The organism is Desulforegulaceae bacterium, assembly GCA_034006035.1.
In the GTDB taxonomy this organism is placed as follows: Bacteria; Desulfobacterota; Desulfobacteria; order Desulfobacterales; family JACKCP01; genus JACKCP01.
Genome location: JAVETN010000007.1, coordinates 138,346 through 154,818, shown reverse-complemented (window position 1 = coordinate 154,818; position 16,473 = coordinate 138,346). Strand labels below are relative to the sequence as shown.

At 29.3% G+C, this 16,473-nt stretch carries 15 protein-coding genes; 5 read left to right on the top strand and 10 right to left on the bottom strand.

Annotation, left to right across the window (positions count from 1 at the left end; all coding sequences use genetic code 11):
- Positions 1-449 precede the first annotated feature (449 nt).
- From RBR53_07430 to RBR53_07415, 4 genes are all read left to right on the top strand, one after another.
- Positions 450-1,730 carry a flippase gene (locus RBR53_07430; GenBank protein MDY0132484.1) on the top strand — a complete coding sequence of 427 codons (1,281 nt, stop codon included), beginning with the start codon at positions 450-452 and terminating at the stop codon, positions 1,728-1,730.
- Between the two features lie 57 nt (positions 1,731-1,787).
- On the top strand, positions 1,788-2,432 hold the full coding sequence (locus tag RBR53_07425; protein MDY0132483.1) for a sulfotransferase family 2 domain-containing protein: 645 nt from the start codon (positions 1,788-1,790) through the stop codon (positions 2,430-2,432).
- 65 nt (positions 2,433-2,497) lie between these two features.
- Positions 2,498-3,328 carry a hypothetical protein gene (locus tag RBR53_07420; GenBank protein ID MDY0132482.1) on the top strand — a complete coding sequence of 277 codons (831 nt, stop codon included), beginning with the start codon at positions 2,498-2,500 and terminating at the stop codon, positions 3,326-3,328.
- A 157-nt stretch (positions 3,329-3,485) separates the two neighbouring features.
- Entirely contained in the window at positions 3,486-4,640 is a 1,155-nt protein-coding gene (locus tag RBR53_07415; GenBank protein MDY0132481.1) for a hypothetical protein, read from the top strand.
- A 28-nt stretch (positions 4,641-4,668) separates the two neighbouring features.
- Here the strand turns inward: RBR53_07415 and RBR53_07410 are convergent, their stop codons facing one another.
- The 10 genes from RBR53_07410 to RBR53_07365 all read right to left on the bottom strand — a co-directional run bounded on the left by RBR53_07410 (position 4,669) and on the right by RBR53_07365 (position 15,029).
- The gene (locus RBR53_07410; protein MDY0132480.1) at positions 4,669-5,556 is read right to left on the bottom strand and encodes a glycosyltransferase family A protein; all 888 of its coding nucleotides are present in this window, start codon (positions 5,554-5,556) and stop codon (positions 4,669-4,671) included.
- A gap of 5 nt (positions 5,557-5,561) precedes the next feature.
- Entirely contained in the window at positions 5,562-6,737 is a 1,176-nt protein-coding gene (locus RBR53_07405) for a glycosyltransferase family 4 protein (protein MDY0132479.1), read from the bottom strand.
- A gap of 8 nt (positions 6,738-6,745) precedes the next feature.
- The gene (locus RBR53_07400; GenBank protein ID MDY0132478.1) at positions 6,746-7,717 is read right to left on the bottom strand and encodes a glycosyltransferase family 2 protein; all 972 of its coding nucleotides are present in this window, start codon (positions 7,715-7,717) and stop codon (positions 6,746-6,748) included.
- A gap of 2 nt (positions 7,718-7,719) precedes the next feature.
- Positions 7,720-9,393 carry a glycosyltransferase family 39 protein gene (locus RBR53_07395; GenBank protein ID MDY0132477.1) on the bottom strand — a complete coding sequence of 558 codons (1,674 nt, stop codon included), beginning with the start codon at positions 9,391-9,393 and terminating at the stop codon, positions 7,720-7,722.
- 26 nt (positions 9,394-9,419) lie between these two features.
- Positions 9,420-11,456 carry a tetratricopeptide repeat protein gene (locus RBR53_07390; GenBank protein MDY0132476.1) on the bottom strand — a complete coding sequence of 679 codons (2,037 nt, stop codon included), beginning with the start codon at positions 11,454-11,456 and terminating at the stop codon, positions 9,420-9,422.
- A complete protein-coding gene (locus tag RBR53_07385) occupies positions 11,456-12,235 on the bottom strand; it encodes an ABC transporter permease (GenBank protein MDY0132475.1) in 780 nt (259 codons plus the stop codon). Before RBR53_07385 ends, RBR53_07390 begins: the two co-directional genes overlap by 1 nt.
- Complete coding sequence (locus RBR53_07380; GenBank protein ID MDY0132474.1) at positions 12,219-13,142, bottom strand: ABC transporter ATP-binding protein; 924 nt, start codon at positions 13,140-13,142, stop codon at positions 12,219-12,221. Before RBR53_07380 ends, RBR53_07385 begins: the two co-directional genes overlap by 17 nt.
- Complete coding sequence (locus RBR53_07375; GenBank protein MDY0132473.1) at positions 13,135-13,704, bottom strand: hypothetical protein; 570 nt, start codon at positions 13,702-13,704, stop codon at positions 13,135-13,137. The genes RBR53_07380 and RBR53_07375 overlap by 8 nt, the downstream gene beginning before the upstream one ends.
- Before the next feature lie 213 nt (positions 13,705-13,917).
- Entirely contained in the window at positions 13,918-14,292 is a 375-nt protein-coding gene (locus tag RBR53_07370) for a prepilin-type N-terminal cleavage/methylation domain-containing protein (protein MDY0132472.1), read from the bottom strand.
- 236 nt (positions 14,293-14,528) lie between these two features.
- Complete coding sequence (locus tag RBR53_07365; GenBank protein MDY0132471.1) at positions 14,529-15,029, bottom strand: prepilin-type N-terminal cleavage/methylation domain-containing protein; 501 nt, start codon at positions 15,027-15,029, stop codon at positions 14,529-14,531.
- A gap of 309 nt (positions 15,030-15,338) precedes the next feature.
- Here RBR53_07365 and dinB point away from each other — a divergent pair, with 309 nt between their 5' ends.
- Positions 15,339-16,421, top strand: a complete 1,083-nt coding sequence (gene dinB, locus RBR53_07360; protein MDY0132470.1) for a DNA polymerase IV — start codon at positions 15,339-15,341, stop codon at positions 16,419-16,421.
- The last annotated feature ends 52 nt before the right edge of the window (positions 16,422-16,473 follow it).

Genomic DNA, 16,473 nt, shown 5'->3' with positions numbered 1-16,473 from the left:
TTTCTTTGGGAGATAAATCATTTACCCCTTTAAATCAATGCCCTAGGACTAAACAAGGTTGTTTTTTAAAGCTTTTGTATCATAAATTCAAATACTTATTTAGGTACGACCCCAAGCACAATAATTATATGGGCATTCAGAACGCAAGTAAAAAATGGACAATGCCAATCCAGAACTAGTCTTTAACAATTTCACAGTTGGCAATTTTTTTGAGGGAAGACTTGATAAGGAGTTGAAACTATGAAATATATTTTAAACAGAAAGCAAAGTGCCGGGAACTGGAATCGCGGAAGCGTAACCCAACCCCTTCCGACGGTCAATATTTGTGGTGCCCATTCTCAGGGACTGGCTTACACTTCCGCTTTTGCCTCGGCAAATTTTAGAAACTGAGACATGACACAGAATATTGAACACTACCGTTTTTTATAAAATAATGCTGAGAAACTCCATTGATATTTAAAAACCCTTTAGTTAAAAGCTTCTTTGGCTTAGGTGCAATAAGATTACTTTCTATACCTTTGGGTTTAGTTACTAGTATTATCTTAGCTAGAAGTTTAGGTACAGAAGCCTTTGGTCAATATTCTTTTGTAATGTCATTGGTTGCTATTTTAGCTTTACCAATATCAGGTGGCCTTCCCCAACTTTTAACCAGAGAAGTTGCGGCCTATTTACATGAGAAAAAATGGTCGCTTTATCGTGGAGTTTTACGTATAGCTCACTTATGGGTGCTGATTTCATCCTTAGCTATTATCAGTATTTACTTTATTATTGCCAACTCTACAAATCTTTTACCGGTTAACAGTAAGTGGCAATTACTTGCTATTTCTATTTTCACTCTACCGTTTTTAGGTTTAGGTGCCGTAAGAAATGGGGCAATAAAAGGCTTAGCAAAGCCTGTTTATTCTGAAATCCCTAGTCAACTTATACAGCCTCTGCTGGTTATTTCAGCCTATCTAACATTAGCTAAGCTAGATATTTTAAATGCTAAAATGGCAGTCACCAGCCAGTTAGTTGTTGCTATTATTGTATTTTTAATAGCTAGCTGGATTTTTCATTGGTTACAGCCGTTAGAAAGAAAATTTGAAACACCAGAATATGATTTAAAAGTTTGGGTTCCATCTTTACTGCCTTTTACATTATTAGCTTTAATTGGTACTTTCAATACCCAAATTGGTATAGTTGTTTTAGGTTTTTTAGGATCAGATGAGCAGGTTGCCGCCATGCGCGTTGCTGACCGTGGTGCTGCCTTTGTTGCTTTGTCACTCACTTTAATTAATATCGTTATTGCCCCACATATAGTGCGAGCTTTTCGATCAAAAGATAGAAAAGGTTTGCAAAAGCTTGCCAAACAGTCAGCTAGGGGGAGCTTCCTTATTGCCTTGCCTATAGGGCTAGTGCTTTTATTCGGCGGTAAATACCTCATTGAACTAGTGTTTGGTGCTGATTATGTTATTGCTTACTTTCCGATGGCTATTTTAGTAATAGGTCAATTAATTAATGTTTTTTTTGGCTCTGTTGGCTATTTACTTTCAATGAGTGGTTATACTAATGACACCTTAAAAGGACAGCTTATTGCAGTTCTAGTTAATATTGTACTATGCTCACTTCTAGTTCCCTTATATGGTGCTGCTGGTGCGGCTATTGGAGTTAGTTTAAGTATAGTTGTTTGGAATTGTGTTTTGTCTTTATTGTTATACAAAAGGCTTAAAGTAAATTCATTTGCAGTTTAGTTGATACTGTAATACTCAGTAAGCTTACAAAGATATTTTATAAAAGTTGGTTAATCAATGTTTAGGAAAATTTTACTAAAAACTAAGTCTATTTATAGACAGTCTCTTTTCCCCTATTCACCGATATCATTAAAGAAAAAAGTGCTTTTTATTCATATACCAAAAGCTGCTGGTACAGCCGTGAGAGTTGCATTAGGCGAGCCGGAGACTGGTCGGCTGCATTTGCCTTGGTGGGTATATCATCAAGCTTCGCCTCAACGTTTCAATAATTTTTATAAGTTTGCTTTTGTTAGAGATCCACTTGATCGTGTTTTTTCGGGTTATAGATACTTGAAATCGGGTGGCAACAAAATGGGGGACTTGGAAATAGCTAAGTATCTAGAAAAGTACAAAAGTTTTAATGAGTTTTTAGAATGTGAGTTTCTAAATGGTAAAATGATTTATCACCCTATTTTTCGCCCTCAAAGCTGGTATTTATGTAACTGGAAGGGTGAGATTCAGGTTAATTTCATTGGTAGATTCGAAACAATGGCTGATGATTTTGATATTATTGCTGACAAAATAGGACTTGAAGACTTTAAGGAGCTTACTGTTATCAATAAAACTTTGTCGAAACCCGAAGTCTTTAGTATAGAGGCAAAGGAAATTATTTATAATACATATCAAGATGACTATCAAATATTTGATTACAGTATTCAATAATTATCTTTTTAATCCGAATAGGATTATTGTTCAAGTGTGCAGTTTATAACTCCAGTAGGTAGCAAATGACAATTATAGTTTCGTTAGCAACAACCTCACAACGACTTACTTTGTGTAGAGCGGCACTTATATCCCTTGCTACACAAAGTTTACCGGCGAGTAAAATAGTTGTTAATGTATCTAAAGAACCTTACTTAAGAGATAGCGGTATCAAAAATAAAAATGTGCTTGCTTTCTTAACTAATGGGTTAGATGTTTTAGCTAAAAAAACAATTGAAATCCGCTGGGTTGATAATACAGGCCCTTATCGTAAGCTTATTCCTACACTTCAAACCGCGAATGATAATGATATTATTGTCACGGCTGATGATGATATTTTTTATGGGCAGCAATGGCTTAAACTTCTGCTTGAAGATTTCGATCCGGAAAACAAAATAATCCATGCAGCAAGAGCTAGATATCAAAGAAAAAATCATTTAAAAAAGCTCACAGGTTATGGGTATTGGCCAATCGTAAACAAACCAGCATTAATAGTTGATGATTGGATCATTACTTATGGTGGCGGTGCAGTTTTGTGTAAAAGCTGGTTTTCTGATGACTTACTTGAAGACTCTAACTACTTGAATGTAGCTCCTATAGCTGATGATTTATGGTATTCAAAGCTATGTAAATTGAGTGGCTTAAAAGTTAAAGTGATTCCAAGTGCCTTAAATGAGTTAAATTTTTTCCAGCATGATGACGGTTTAGTTAATCATAACTTTCCTCGTGCATATAGGTTACTGGGGAAAATAAAATTGCGATTTATTGATAGACCATTAAACTATTATAAGTTAGTGAAGTTTGGTAATGATATTGCTTACGATGCAATTGAAAGGTATTTTTCAAATAAGGTTTAACTCTTTATGGCCCTAACCCATCTCCAACGCCTTGAAGCCCCGTATCAGAATAGTTGCCACATGAGTTAAAAAAACAAAATTTAAGTCAGGGGGGCAGAAAGCAAGAAAAATGGTAGGATATGCAAAGTACTTAGATGAGTTTAAAAAAGGAAATAATATGAAAAAAATTTTTATATTAGCTTACTATTTTCCACCTTACAAAGGGGTTAGTTGTTTTCGAACATCAAAATTTGTCAAACTTCTTCCCGCACATGGATGGGAACCAACAGTTTTTACAGTTCATCCTAAATATTATAAGAACAATTTTATTAAAAACCTTAAACCTCAAATTGACTCTTCTAATATAATAAAAATTCCATATATAAATTTTCCGGGGAATGCTTTAATTATAAAAATATTATTTCCATTAATTGCATTAACAACTTTTATTTTAAACAAAAAGAAATTTTCTGCTTTTTACACTTCTGGAAGCCCATATCACCCATTCATACTCACTTCCATAATAACAGGTGTTTTTAAAAAACCATCTATAATAGATTTTAGGGACCCCTGGAGTTATAATTATGGCTTTGACGGAAGAAACGGTACTTTTTTAAAAAAATTAATAAGCTTTTTTATTTACAGTCCAATAGAAATAATTTCGATCAAATACGCTTCTAAAGTATGTTTTGCTACATCTGTACTAAAAAATGAGTATTCTGAACTCATACCAAAGTTTAAAAACAAGTATATAACCATACCAAATGGTATTGATACAGAGGATTTTAAAAACATCAAACCGATTAAAATAAGTAGAAAATTTAATATAATTGTTACAGGTAAAATTTTTATGTACACACCTGGTGCAGTTAAAAATATACTCAAGTATTTAACTAAAAATAAAAACATACATTTTATTTATATAGGAACTGAAGATAAAACAATTTCTAAACTGGCTGTAAAATATAATGTAAAATCACAAGTGACTTCTCTTCCATTTATGCCTTATAAAAAAGTCTTGAATTATATTGCAGGAGCTGACGCTACTATAACTTCTACTGGTTTAAAGTTTCAGATTGGAACAAAAATATTTGATTATCTTTTTTTAAACAAACCAGTTTTATGTTTATCTCCAAAAGATTCTATAGTATCAAAAACTTTGAAGACAAATAAAAACATTCTTATATCTGAAGAGCCCCATTCTTTTTGTAATATCCAAAAGAACCTTGATAATTTACAAAAAATTCAATCTCAGTCCATTGATAAATCTTTTATCCCTACAAGACAAGATTCTACAAAAACTTTAGCTTCCATATTAAATAAAATTTCTTAATATTTTTAATCAGAAACCAAACCTTAATTTATTCATACTTACCTTCATATGTACCTTGAAAAAAAGACAAAGCTAAAAGGATCTGAGCAATCTTTTGCTTAAAGAAAAAAGGGAACCTCATATTAAATAAAAAAACCAATATTTTTTTATTAAGTAATGAAATTAATAGAAGCTTATCCAATCTTCTATTTCTATAATGAACTTTAAAATAAGATGTTTTTTGATAAATTTCAGGATGTTTATGCCAAAAAATATTTGCACTGCTTTTACCTGCCAAATACATTTTTTTACAAACCTGCTCAATTGTAAACGAGCAAAATGTGTTAACTACTGAAACAGGTACAAATACTATTTTTGCTCCTTTTTTTTGGCAATTATAAAACAAGTCTCTATCTTCAAAACCGTAATTTTGGTAATCCTCGTCAAACCCTGAAATTTCTACAAATAAATCATTTTTAATTAAAAAATTCTGACTGCTCCACTTTTCTTCGGAACCTTTCCCTTCTTTTGATAAATTATAATATTTATCCCAGAAACTGTTCCCTGCTCCAAAAACATCTCCCATACAAATATCAGCGTTTTTCTTTTCAAGATTTAAAATCATATTATTTATACATTTTGTATTTTTAAAAAAACAATCTCCATCTAAAAAATATAAACAATCAACTTCTGGAATAGAAAAAGCACCTTTGTTTCTTGAACCGCTTCTACCTAAATTTCTTTCATTTGAAATTAAAAAAACATTTTCTTTTCCAAAGGATTTAACAATTTCTCCTGTATTGTCAGAAGAACAATCATCAACAATAGTTATGTATAAAGAAACATCATTTAATTGCTGAGACAATACAGACTCAATACATCTTTTTATATTTTTTTCTTCATTATAAGCTGGAATTACAACATTTATAATTTTCATAAAATCTACAACCTTTGCAAAAGATTTAAATTTTGTTCTGTTAAAACATTCCAGCTATAAGTATTTAATACAAAAGTTCTGGCATTTTTAGACATTTTATTATCTTTTTCGTTTTTATTTATCATGCTTTCCATAATACCTGATAATTTTTGCACATCTTTTTGCTCAAAGGAAAGCCCATTTTCACCATCCTTAATTATATCAATTATTCCACCAACCTTAGATGCAGCAACAGGAGTACCACAAGCCAAAGCTTCAAGAATTACAACTCCAAGGCCTTCAGTATTTCCTTGATTATCTACAATTGAAGGCTGAACAAAAAGCAAAGCTCTGTTATAAAATAACGGAGTTTTATTATTTGGAATATTACCTAAAAATATCACCCTGTCATGAATTTTTAAACTTTTAGCTAAGGTTTGTAAACTTTTAGTTTCAGGGCCACTTCCAGCCAATACAAGCAAGGCATCTTTATCTTTAATATCAGCAAAAGCTTTAATCAGATAATTAAACCCTTTCCACGCTATATGTCTTCCCATGGCAAAAATTACTTTTGAGTTGCTTTTAATTCCATAACTTTCAAAAAACTCTGAATATTGTGATAAATTAATTGGTTTAAACTTATTTATATCAACTCCAGGGGGTATTATTGAATATTTTTTGGGCTTAAAGTTTTTTAAGGTTTTTCCCATGGTAAAACTGCTGTTAAAAACTAGATGATCAGCATTTTCTATTGGAATTTTCATTAAAAATTTAAGCTTTTTAAAATCTTCCTGTCCATGATGAATCATTAAAACAACAGGCTTTCTTAAAATTTTTCCTGCCAAAACAGCTCCAAGGCCGGATAAAGTCCAATGAGCATAAATAAGATCATATTTTCTACCCAATAAAAGACATTTAATAAAAAAAAATAAAACAAGAATTGGAAGTTGAATTTTATATTTAAAACCTTTTTTTAAGTTTGCAGGAACTCCTGAGCCATAACATAGGCCCTGATGCTTTTTAAAAAAATAACAAAATCTTTTAACTTTAATTCCATCCATTATTTCACTTTTTTTGCTGCCCAAATCATAAGGAGCTAAAATAGTTACATCCTGACCAAGATTTACAAATGATTTTGCCTGCTCATAAATAAAAACACCAGCAGTATGGTTTTTAAACAAAGGAAATGATGTGGTTGTCATTAAGATTTTCATAGTTTTAAGCTTTTATTTTTCTCATAAATTTTTCGCTTTTCCATATAAATCAAAACTTCCTGATTATTTCTAATCCTGACCAACATATCACCAAGCAAACCTGTAAGAAAAAATAAAAAACTGAAAAGAATTAAAAACCCGGCAGAAAACCCAGCCCAAAGCTGACCAGTAAATCTACCTGTGGTCATATAATAATAAACAAAAAAACCACCAAGACAAACACCCAAAATAAGAAAAACAGTGCCAAGAAAAGCAAAAAACTTTAAAGGTTTATAATCCCTAAAAGCCCTTACAATTATTTTTGAAGTATTGATTGCATATTTTATTATACTTGAGGCAACTCTGGATTTGCCAAATTCCCGCTCTCCCCTTATGGCCAAAGGAAGTTCAACAATTTCAATGTCTTTAAAAGCAAGGTCTAAAAAAGTTTCCTGGGTATAGGTAAATTTACCAAACAAATTCATTTTTAAAATTGTTTCTTTTGAATATGCCCTGAACCCACAAGATACATCATAATATTTTTCCCCGGTCAAAAAACTTACAAGCCTTGCCATCTGAACATTGCCCCATTTTTTAATAAAAGGCATTTTGGGATAAAGAGATTTATCAATAAATCTTGAAGCTGTAACACAATCGGCATTTTTATTTAAAATGGGCTCAATTAGTTTTTCTATATCTTTTGGGTCAAACTGCCCGTCTCCGTCCATATTTACAACAATATCTGCACCTTTTTTAATACTTTCTTCTATTCCGGTATGAAAAGACTTGCCTACACCTTGATTTTTTTTATGGGATATTACTATTGCTCCTGCTTTTTTGGCTAGTATTGCCGTGCTATCTATTGAACCATCATCAATTACAATAATTTCTATAAATGAAATTCCATTTATTTGCTTTGGAATGGAATTTATTACATTTGATATTGTTTTTTCTTCATTAAGGCATGGGATAATTATTATAAGATGCATATTTATTCTCTTTTAATTTCAAAGACTGAAAACCCATGATTATCAAACAATTTAATAGATTTTAAAGTCATAAAATTTAAAAATTTGTTTATTTCTTTTTGGGTTAAATCTTCATTTACCCTTTCTTTTACAAATTTATTATTGAAAAGAAAATGGGTAATACCTCTTTTATTAATCTCTTTTGTTATATCTTCTATATTTTCATAATTTTTTACTAAATAATATAGAAAAAAAATACTTCGCCCTTCATCTGGAACATAATTTCTATGGCAATAATATCCTCTTTTACCGGCATAAAAAAACAAGATATTAGAATCATCAGGTAAATTTTTATTTATAAATTCAAAAGCTTTATATTCATTTCTAAACATTGATATATATTCACCCTTTGACACCTCTTTAGTTAAATATTTAAAAGGCTTAACATATTTAAACTGCTCTTTTATATATCCTCCATTATGAATAATCATATAAAAAGCTATTGAACCATAAAATAAGGCAAATAAAATATTTTTATATATATTAAATTTTCCATGAACAATTAAATTAAACTTTTGTATTCCAAATACTGATAAAATTACAAAAAAAGGTATAAAAGGAGAAAAATATCTTATTCGTAAGGATGTTGAAAAAAATGCAAAGCAAAAAAACAAAACAGAAAAAACAAGCATAGCTTTTTTTTCATAATCATACTCTTCTTTTTTTCCATAGGGAATAAAAGCAATTATGGGTAGAAAAAAAAGCAAGGCAGATAATTTACCATCAAAAAATTGAAAATCATTATCTTTACCCTGAAAAAAAATTCTTATGGGTAAAAGAGCCATATCAAGGGGAGTTTCATTGTAAAAAAGCTCTCTTTTCTTAAAAAGATTAATACTCAAAGACTCTTTATAAGTTATTCCCTCATGTACTTTGCAGGGATTATCATTTTTAATATTAAAATACTTATTATAAAGTGGATAAACAGGATTTCCCTTCCATATATAATTTCGCCCCATCCAGGGAGAAAAAACTATCAAAGCAACAAAAATAAAAAAGACCCCGAATAAAGAAGATTTTAAAGATATAAATTTTTTAACGCCTGAAAATCTTGAATAAAAAAAAGGAACAAACATGGTAATTATAAAAAAAGTTACAAGCCCATTATATTTTGTTCCCATTGCAAGGCCACAAAAAACGCCAGAAAAAACAAGATATTTTAATTTAAATTTTGAACTTACCCATTCAAATAAAAGAATAAGTGATGCAGCTGAAAAAAACAAAAGCCCTAAATCAACATAAACAGTAATTGAAAGTTTTATAATAATTGGAATGGATAAAAAAAGAAAAGCTCCAAAAATTGCATAATTTTTATCAAGACGTTTTTTTAAATAATTATAAATTAAAAAAGAAGTAAAAAGAGCAAATGAAAAATGAATAAATTTTGGAATAATATCATTACCAAAATACAAAGGTATTAAATAAAGCATATCAAGATTCATTGGAAAATATGAATATGACATACAGGGTAATTCTATTATTTTTCCAGCTTCAATATAAAGTTTAGGAACTGTAAGATGATGAACTAAGGCGTCACGGCTGATTGGGGGAACAAAAGATAAAATACAAATGCATAATACAATAAAGCAGATTAAAAAAAGAAAAATAAAAAAAAGTTTTTTATCAAAATTTTTCATTAAAATAACAAATCATAATTAAATTATTAACTTAAAAAGTTTTTTATTTTATCCAGAATTTCATCGGCTGAAACATTAACCAACTTGTATTCATCTTGTTTATATTTAAATAGTTCATCTTTAATATAGTTAAGATTATATAATTTAAAAAACTCTTTTAAGTTTTTGTTTATAACTTCATCATCATTGGTTTTTATTCCCATATCAAGCAAACAAAGATTAACATAAAACTTATATTCAGGCTTAATATTCAAGTTTTTAGCAATTAACAAAAAATGTTTGGTTTTATGATCAATATCATTTTCATAAAAACATAATGCAAGAAGAGCTAAAGCTTCTGAAGAGTTGTTACATTTTTTAAAAGTTTCAAGAGCATTTTCCAAAGCTTGTTTTTCTTTATCAAGTTTTAGTAAAATATATGTTTTGATATTTAATAAATCCAGGTTCCAAGAATTATCTTTTATTTCATTTTCAAGGTATAAATAAGCTTTGTCATAATCTCCTGATTTTACAATTGCATTTACATATCTATAAATATACTTAGAATTTTCCGACATTAAATCCAAAGCTTTTTTAGAATATAAAGCATTATCTATATACTCTTCATTCCTTAAGCTTATTGCAGCTAAACCATTATATGAAATAATTTTATCTTTATTTTTTGTACTATCATACAGACCAATGGCTTTTTCATACAATTCTTGAGCTTTATCTAAAAGCCCATATTTTAAATAAACACCTCCTAAATTATGATAAGACCTGGCACTTTGGGGTGCTTTTTCACAAACATCTATCCATAAACTTTCCTCTGTTTTCCAGTCAAAATTTCTTGTATAAGTCGCTAGTCCAACAAAAACAATGATTCCTGTGTATGAAGTAATTAAAATATAAAATAAGGAGCTTTTATTTTTATAATATTTCAACGAATAATTAACCATTATTCCCAGAGGCAAAAATAAAAACATTGAGGGTAAATAATTTCTATGTTCAAAAATAAGCTCTAAAGGAATAATAGTTGATTCAACACTATGATTAAGAAAGAAAAATAAAATAGCAAAACATAAAACAGGAAACTTTTTTCTGAATAAAAAAGAAAAAAATAAAATAAATATTATTAATATTATAGATAAAATTGTTGTTAAAGGCTTAAAAAGACTTTTAGAAACTTCAATATCATGGATAAGAGAATATTGAGAACTTATAGGGTAAAAAAGCTGATATAAATATTTGAAAATAATTCTTGATTCAGTCATCAATCTTTCGGATAAAGTAAAATTTCTGCCACCATGGGAAGGAAGTTTAAATCCAACAAATTTATAAATTAAAATTAAGCCAAAAATAAAAAGTATACCAATAATAATACTTAATTTTTTACCACTTATTTTTTCAAAAGTTTGAAAAAAAACAATTTCAATAAGAAAAAGACTAAATGGTAAAATTAAAGCATTTTCCTTTGCTCCGCTGGCAAGTAAAAAACATAAAAAACTTAAAGAAAAAAATTTAATCTTTGTTTTTAAAGGTTTTGAGGTTCTTGCTTTTAAATAAGAAAAACAAGAAATTATAAAAAACATGGCAGACATGGATGCCATTCTTTGGACAATATAAGTTACTGCCTGAATTTGAATGGGATGAATCAGCCATAAAACAGAAGAAAAAAGGGCTATATTATAAATATCTTTATTTTTATATTTATCTTTTAAAACCGGAGTTTTAAATAGTTCAATTATTGCCAAAAACAAAAAAAAACCAGCAAAAATATGAATTATTACGTTTACAAGATGATAACCAAAAACATCAGCTCCTCCAAAATACCAGTTTAAAGCAAAACTAAACATTGCAACAGGTCTATATAGCCTGCCTTTACCATCAGTTGAAGCAAAAAGAGTGTTTTTTAAGGTTTCAGGATATAAATTATCAATTGTAATTTGAGGATTATCTAAAATATTATGAAAGTCATCAAAATGCCATTCAGCATCAAAACTATTTGAATAAATTAAAATTGTAAAAAAGGAAAAAATTAAAAATATAAAGCATTTATTTTTGATTTTAAAATCATTAGTCATCAGAGTAGCTTTCTTGAATTAAAAATAAAAAGACCTCCAACAAAAAACAACCCAACCCAGCTTAATCCGGTTGACAAACCAAGACTGATTTCAATCCATGAAATATCTTTATTGTACAAAGCAAAGTCCCTGAAATTTAAAGCTTCAAGATTTGGAATAATATAGTACAAAATTGTTAAAATTTTTTGCATCAGCAAATTTTCAGAATTATTGGCAAAAGCAAGTAAAGATTTGCTTAAATGCCCAAAAAAATAAATCGATACAAGAAAAAAAGAATTAAGAATTGGGGAAGTAAATGAAGCAAACATTGTGCCTGCTGATACAAGAAGAACACACTCTAAAAAAACAAAAAACAATGTATAAAAATATATTATACCAAGATCTATTCCATATAATTTAAGCTGAATAACCCAGATAATTGACAAAAAAAGATAGATTAAAAAACAAACAAAAATTACTCCTAAAAATTTACCGGCATAAAAAACTGATTTGGAAACAGGTCTTGAAAGAATTATATAAAGGGTTTTATTTTGAATTTCTTTTTTAATTAAATTGGAAGAATAATAAATTGATAAAACTACCCCAAGTATTCCAAGTTCAAAAAAACCAAGGTTTATCATCACTCTTTTATCATTTCCTATGGCTATATCACTTATTATATAATTAAATAAAAACATTAAAAAAACTATAAATATAAAAACTCCCAAAGAGTAAGTTCTTAAAGCTTCTTTAACTATGTTTTTGGATACAGCAGACATTTGCCTAAAAATAATTGCCAAAAATCATCTCCTCAATTTCCAAATCATCTGGTTTTAAATATTCAAGACAAACATTGTGTTTAGATATTAAACTTATAAATTCTTTTTTATATGAAGAATCAAACTCAATAAACCATGAATTACCAGCCTGTTTTTCCAGGGTCTTAAATTTAAAATCTTTTTGGATTAGTTTTGAAAAATCATCTGAATAAAATAAAGCCTGATAATTTGCTTTGTTTAAATCCAGGTCTTTTATTTTGCCGCACCATTTAAGTTTGCCTTTTTCTATTATTCCAATTCGATTACTAAGACTTAATACATCAGACATTATATGGGAACTGAAAATTATTGTTCCCCCTTTTTCATTAAATTTTTTAAGTATTTTTTTTATCCTGTGTCTCCACAAAGGGTCAAGTCCGCTCATTGGTTCATCAAGAACAAGAATAGAAGGTTTTCCAAGAAGAGCCTGGGCAATCCCTGCCCTTTGAACTTGCCCTTTTGAAAGGTTTTTTAGTTTTTCATTTAAAAAAGAATCAAGTTCAACAAGACTTACAACTCTTTTTATCTGAAACTTAAGTTTTTCAGATTCTATTCCTGAAATACTTCCAAGCATTTCAAGCCATTCTCTTAAAGTTAAATATGGGTAAACATATTGATTTTCAGTTAAAAAACCAATTTTTTTTCTTGAACCGGCTTTTTCCGGAGAAATTCCAAATACTTTAATTATTCCATTGTCTGGTTTAAGAAGGCCCATTCCAAGTTTTATTGTGGTTGTTTTACCAGCACCATTTGAACCTACCAGCCCGAAAATTTCACCCTTAAACACATTTAAAGACAAATTTTTTATAATTTCTTTTTTTTTAAGAAAAAACCCATAATTAATTGAATAGTCAATATTTTCTAAAGATAGAGCAATGTTTTTATTCACTTTTTTCCATCTTTCTTAATTTATTTAAAAAAATTTGCTTTTGGGAGTCATCTTCAATATTTGCTAAAGCTGTTTCTACAAATGATTTAAAAAACATTTCCTGTCCTGTTTTTTTGGCAAAGGTTGCTGATAAGGCTGTAAGATATTCAGGAGCTCCGGGTAAAAGACTAGCCTGGAAAATATTTTCTGAAGCACCTTCATAATCTTCAAATGCTTTCCACAAAATATAACCTTTATAAAATTTAAAAATCCATTCATTTGGAAACTTTTCTATTCCTTTATCAGCTAATACCATTGCTTCAAAAGGATTTTCAGCTTCAACAAGCAAAGCAATTATCCCGAAAACATAAGGATAGCTCCAGTCTTGAGAAAGCTCTCCTATTTTATCTATTAAAAAAAACAAATTTGGATATTGTTTGTCTGTAAGTCCATGGTAGCCAAAATAATAGCAGGTTTTAAGCCATAATATATCTGCTGTCATTTCAATATCTGCTGGAGCAAACAATTTATAATATTCGGTTTTATAGGGTAAATACTCTGGTTCAATGGGTTTTGCACTCAAACACCAAGAGCAACCTTCTATTTGTGGGAGTTGAGAACTTTTTGCCGAGAGGTTTAAGTTTTGTAAATAGAGTATGAAAAAAACTAGAAATATTGTCAAAAAGAAATGCTTGAGTTTTTTTATTTGAATCATACCTTTATTTCACATCTTTATTACAAACAAAACTAGCTCTTATATAATGAGCTAGTTTTATTTATTTTACACAACTATTAATTATTTACATCCGTCTAATATATTCCAGATACCGCTATCATTTTTAATCCCCCAAGTATCATGATTTTTGGGTGTTCCACTTACTGACGCATTATAACCTGGTCCAGAAACAACTATAGCATCTGCCTTTTTATAAGTTTTTGCATTAGAAGTCATATTAAAACCAATATTTGATAAACTACCATATTTAGAATTCTCAGCAAAATAAACTTCCTGCAATGTTCTTATATTACCAAGCATAGACTTGGCTTCAGACTGCTTAGCCTTGCACTGATAATTCATAAAGTTTGGAATAGCAATAGCAGCAAGTATACCAATGATTGCAACAACAATCATAAGCTCAATAAGTGTAAAACCTTTTTTGTTCTTAAACATAAATCCTCCTTAAGGAAATTAATTGATTTTCATTATATATATTAAATGCAAAACAAATGCCATAATTTGAAAGTCCTGAACAAACCCAGGTTAATCAAGACTTTTGACTATAAACAACAATCTTCTCTGACAATTTTTGTCACATAAACCCCCATATTCTTACAATTTCCGGAAGACTGACAATTTTTGTCAAAAACAAATTCTACCTGATAAATTATAAATTAAGTCTAAACAATTTAAAAAGACCTAGGGTTAATATTTATAAGTATATTTTTTTTGGTTATCAAAGTTTCCTTGCCATTCCCAAGAACTGCGCCATTGTTTCCAGATGTTGTTGAATAAACAAAAACACCCTGCTCACCTTTGCCGTCTAACTCACCAATTGCTGCTATAGTTACTTCAGTGCCAGTTTCAGCACCTACATTATATTGATAATAAACTTTTCCACTGTGCTTAAACCCAAGTTCATTAAAATCATTATTACCAGGTCCCCATGGTGCTTTGGTTGTTTTAGGAGCATTTAAGGGATGGGGAGAACAGGTTTTATAAGCTCCGGTTTCTGAGCTATAAGCAATTTGCAAACTTTTAATTGCACCAATATTAACTTTTGCCTCTGCAGTTTTTGCCTTTATCTGATAATTCATAAAGTTTGGAATAGCAATAGCTGCAAGTATTCCAATTATTGCAACAACAATCATAAGTTCAATTAATGTAAAACCCCTGTTTTTGGTTGACATAAAATCTCCTCAAGGTGTTTAAAACAAACTTTACCTAATCTTTTACAAAACAATGCAAAACAGGTGCCGCAAAATTAAAACCTTTTGCCTTAGAATCTTCTACCTTATATAGTAAGGTTTAAAATATATAGTAAGACTTAGAAACTTATATAGTGAAGCTTAGAAAACAACTAAACCGATTAAAACCTATTTAAAAAAGCCTTGAAGATTAGAAGCTTAACTTGTATTTTTAAAAAAATAAATATATTTCCAATAATTAAAAAGATTTTATAATTTAACAATTAACAAAAACCCAAAATTAAAAATTAAATGTATAGAAAAATAATTCATCTGGATATGGATGCTTTTTATGCATCCATTGAACAAAGAAACAATCCTTCCTTAAAAAACAAACCTGTAATTGTAGGAGGGATGCCAAATAAAAGAGGGGTTGTATCAACCTGTTCCTATGAAGCCAGAAAATTTGGAATTCATTCTGCCATGGCTTCTAAAAAAGCTTTGAAGCTTTGCCCAAATGCTGTGTTTGTTTTTCCAAATATTGAAAAATATAAAAAAGAATCAATAAAAATTTTTGAAATCTACAAAAAATATACAGATTTAGTGGAACCTCTTTCCCTTGATGAAGCTTTTCTTGATGTTACAAATGACAAAGCAAAAATTGGCTCTGCCACAAAAACTGCTGAAATTATAAAAAAAGAGGTGTTTTCAAAAACAGGACTTTGTGTTTCAGCAGGGGTTTCCTACAATAAATTTCTTGCAAAACTTGCTTCAGACATGGAAAAACCCAATGGCCTTACAATTATAACTCCTAAAAAAGCAAAAAAAATAATAGAAAACCTTCCTGTAAAAAAATTTTTTGGGATTGGAAAACAAACAGCTAAAAAAATGCATTATCACAAAATTTTCACAGGCAAGGATCTTTTAAATGCCGGAGAAGAAAAACTTGTAAGCCTTTTTGGAAAAAACGGAAAACTTTTTTATCTTTTTGCTTCAGGAAATGACCACAGGCCTGTTACAGATCATAGACAAAGAAAGTCCTGCGGAAAAGAAATCACCTTTGATAAAGATATTTTTGACAAAAATCAAATCATTAAAATTATCAAACATCTTTGTGTAGCAGTATCTGATCTTATAAAAAAAATTGAAGTAAAGCCCTATACTGTTTCTTTAAAAATAAGATATTTTGATTTTCATACAATCACAAGAAGCACAACAATAGCCTCCCCTTTTTTTGAGGCAAAAGAAATTTTTCAGCTTATTTTACCTTTGATTGAAAAAACAGAAATAGGCAAAAAGGAAATCAGGCTCCTTGGAATAAGTGCATCTAATTTTGAAAATAAATCTTTAATTCACAAACAGCTTGTATTTGATTTTCCAATAAAATCTTTCTAAAAAAACCAAGAATAAAAACAAAATCAAAAGTTAAAAAAAGACAGGCTTTATT

What these genes read in the sequence shown, in the direction of transcription:
- RBR53_07425 (MDY0132483.1), top strand. Translation starts at nt 1,788, where the DNA reads ATGTTTAGGAAAATTTTACTAAAAACTAAGTCTATTTATAGACAGTCT.
- RBR53_07420 (MDY0132482.1), top strand. Translation starts at nt 2,498, where the DNA reads ATGACAATTATAGTTTCGTTAGCAACAACCTCACAACGACTTACTTTG.
- RBR53_07415 (MDY0132481.1), top strand. Translation starts at nt 3,486, where the DNA reads ATGAAAAAAATTTTTATATTAGCTTACTATTTTCCACCTTACAAAGGG.
- RBR53_07410 (MDY0132480.1), bottom strand. Translation starts at nt 5,556, where the DNA reads ATGAAAATTATAAATGTTGTAATTCCAGCTTATAATGAAGAAAAAAAT.
- RBR53_07405 (MDY0132479.1), bottom strand. Translation starts at nt 6,737, where the DNA reads ATGACAACCACATCATTTCCTTTGTTTAAAAACCATACTGCTGGTGTT.
- RBR53_07400 (MDY0132478.1), bottom strand. Translation starts at nt 7,717, where the DNA reads ATGCATCTTATAATAATTATCCCATGCCTTAATGAAGAAAAAACAATA.
- RBR53_07395 (MDY0132477.1), bottom strand. Translation starts at nt 9,393, where the DNA reads ATGAAAAATTTTGATAAAAAACTTTTTTTTATTTTTCTTTTTTTAATC.
- RBR53_07390 (MDY0132476.1), bottom strand. Translation starts at nt 11,456, where the DNA reads ATGACTAATGATTTTAAAATCAAAAATAAATGCTTTATATTTTTAATT.
- RBR53_07370 (MDY0132472.1), bottom strand. Translation starts at nt 14,292, where the DNA reads ATGTTTAAGAACAAAAAAGGTTTTACACTTATTGAGCTTATGATTGTT.
- RBR53_07365 (MDY0132471.1), bottom strand. Translation starts at nt 15,029, where the DNA reads ATGTCAACCAAAAACAGGGGTTTTACATTAATTGAACTTATGATTGTT.
- dinB (MDY0132470.1), top strand. Translation starts at nt 15,339, where the DNA reads ATGTATAGAAAAATAATTCATCTGGATATGGATGCTTTTTATGCATCC.